Here is a 2,507-nt window from a genome sequence, read left to right on the forward strand (position 1 = left end):
CCTTTGCTGTATTAATTGCGGTTTCAGCCTTCTTAACCGCCTCTTCAGCTTTCTTAGCTGTCTCTTCAGCTTTCTTATTAGCAGCAGAAATTCTTTGATTTAATTCATTCTCTGTTTGACGAATTTGATCCGAATTATCTGTACCACCTTTTGAATTAGAAGAACAAGCACTTAATGCGAGAGCACAAGAAAGTGCAATGATTGAAAGTTTGATTTTACTCATAGAGAAAGCTCCTTACTGTTTTATTTGCTATACTAAATTAACGTACGATATATAATTTATATAAAATAAGGTGCTGGCGTTTATAATATGCTTAATCGTAAATACCATACTTGGGATACTTTACGCGGTATTAATAAAATCAGTACAACTGACTCTGTAGATAAAGAAGGAAAAGGATTAGAGCGTTTTTATGCCCCTGGCCGTAATTTTGCAGGCTCTGTTGAAATTCGTTTTTAATCACTTTTACATGTGATAATAAAAGGATGTTATATATGCTCTGACTTCTAAAAAGTTAGACTATTAAATTAAGGACTAAGCCCTGAAGATTAAAGAGCTTAGTCCTTTATTTTTGGGATAGATCAACATCAGCCTTTTTATTTAGCTATTTTGCAATTTTTAAGGTTTGATAGAGATAATGACGATAGTCGTTCACGAATTCAGAATTAGAGGAATCTTCCAGTTTTCCGTGACTTAGTTTACACATTGCCATATTCGCTTTCATAAATTCATCTTCTGCTGATAATCCAGCTACATTCATCAAGATACCTCCAGCAAAAGCGAGATCTAAAAAACTTTGCTCTTGCTTAAATGGACTTGCAAAATTACTTCTTACAACAAATTGTGTCACATAATCAGGCTGGGCATAATCCCCTTTCTTCGGAGGGATAACATTATCAAATGCCACTTGGTGATCACCGAAATAACCTAGAACAAAAGGCTTTTTACGTTCATGTAAATAGTTATTCATTCCTTCAATCGCATCATTCAATGCGACAATACGTTGAGTATAGTCATTCAATGCAGAAATACTTTTAGCCCCTAAATTAGGCATTTGAAGATTAAATGTATTTTCCATGCCCAATTCATATGGGCCATGTTCTCGCATAGTCAACACATAAACAAACATCGGCTGATCTACATTTTCTAACGCAGGATGCTGTTTTTCCAAAATCATTCGGGTGTACTTCATCATTTCTTCACTACTAATATCCCAAAGATTTTTACTGATAGGCGCAGGATAACCAAGATCTTGCGGCTGTAACATCAAATCAAAACCGAAATGATCATAAGCGGATTTCGCATTGTAATTACCTTTTGTAAAAGGCGACAAGGCAACACAAAAATATCCTTGTGCTTTTAGATTTTTCACTAAACCTGATTGCAAGTGCGGTACAACAGAATAAAAAACGCCACTTGCTAACGCGCCAAAATCGGTCGAAGGCACACCGGCTAAAAAAGCAAATTCTGATTTCCACGTTGCACCAGCAAAAGTATGTACACGCAACGGCGAAGCAAATACCGTATCATTTTTGGGGTCAAACATGGAAAGTGGTGGAATAGATTGCTGACTAAAAGCAAATTGATGAGGGTTCAGCGTGGATTCCATTAATGTCACAACAATATCGGGTTTTGTTTCAGATAGGTTGTTTGTATCAGATGAAAGTGCGGTCATTTTTTCAATAAAATTTTGGCTATTGCCATCAAAACTTGGCACCTTGAAAAAAATACCGCGGCAAGACATTGGTAAATTCAAAAACACATCACGACCATCATTGGGCAAAGAATCTAACCAAACTTGCACCGCACTTGGCTTTTTAGAATAATGCCACATCAAGCTAAAACTAACGATAAACAATAACGCCCCAATGCTGTTACCTAATCCCCCTAAAGACTCGACATCATTAAAACCAAAAATCGCATAACCTAATAACGCAAGCAGACCAATAACGCCAAACAATGCACCTTTATAGTGAATTAATGTTTCCCAATTTCGCCAATCCACCACAAGAAAGAAATCTGAAATTAACAAAGGTTGTTTGTAATAATGAATTTTTAAACGGTGAAATAACATCAGTGCCACAAAAAGCACAGATGAAAAATTTAAAGCACGTTGCCATTGGCTGGAAACCATAAGCATGCCACCAAATAAAAAAGTAAAAAGTGTAATAGCAAAGAAATAAGTCCAACGATAATGGGAGTTTACGATAAAAATCACTGCCGCAATCGTGAATAAAGCTAAGAAAATATAAGCGATCATGAATTTTCCCTATGATGCATAACAGACTAAAATGAGACATGACAATGTCTGCGCACTTTATCACGTAAACGTAATAGATTGAACGGGAAAAGGAAATTATTTGGATAATTTGAAAATAAAGTGGTGGGCGATACCGGTCTCGAACCAGTGACCCCCTCCTTGTAAGGGAGGTGCTCTCCCAACTGAGCTAATCGCCCGATAATATTAAGGCAAAACCCTAAATTTTCGGTTTATTTAAACACTTTT

At 36.4% G+C, this 2,507-nt stretch carries 2 protein-coding genes, 1 tRNA gene and 1 pseudogene; 1 reads left to right on the plus strand and 3 read right to left on the minus strand.

Features of this window, described 5'->3' with window-relative positions; translation table 11 throughout:
• Window positions 1-223 (minus strand): putative periplasmic lipoprotein (locus AAX18_RS05030; protein WP_046953175.1); only part of this gene is annotated, 223 nt, incomplete at its 3' end.
• A 72-nt stretch (window positions 224-295) separates the two neighbouring features.
• On the opposite strand from AAX18_RS05030, the pseudogene AAX18_RS08875 reads away from it, so the two are divergent.
• A pseudogene (locus AAX18_RS08875) lies at window positions 296-460 on the plus strand (TonB-dependent receptor domain-containing protein); the annotation flags it as partial.
• 145 nt (window positions 461-605) lie between these two features.
• Here the strand turns inward: AAX18_RS08875 and lpt6 are convergent.
• Together lpt6 and AAX18_RS05040 are read right to left on the minus strand one after the other, a co-directional pair.
• Window positions 606-2,261 (minus strand): phosphoethanolamine transferase Lpt6, encoded by a 1,656-nt coding sequence (lpt6, locus tag AAX18_RS05035; RefSeq protein ID WP_046953176.1) that lies wholly within the window; start codon window positions 2,259-2,261, stop codon window positions 606-608.
• A gap of 121 nt (window positions 2,262-2,382) precedes the next feature.
• Window positions 2,383-2,458, minus strand: a tRNA-Val gene (locus tag AAX18_RS05040).
• Window positions 2,459-2,507: the final 49 nt, after the last annotated feature.

Origin of the sequence: Haemophilus haemolyticus, assembly GCF_001008205.1 — a bacterium.
Classification (GTDB): Bacteria; Pseudomonadota; Gammaproteobacteria; order Enterobacterales; family Pasteurellaceae; genus Haemophilus; species Haemophilus haemolyticus_Q.

Excerpts from the sequence above, each read along its gene's own strand:
- lpt6 (WP_046953176.1), bottom strand. The coding sequence starts at position 2,261 with ATGATCGCTTATATTTTCTTAGCTTTATTCACGATTGCGGCAGTGATT.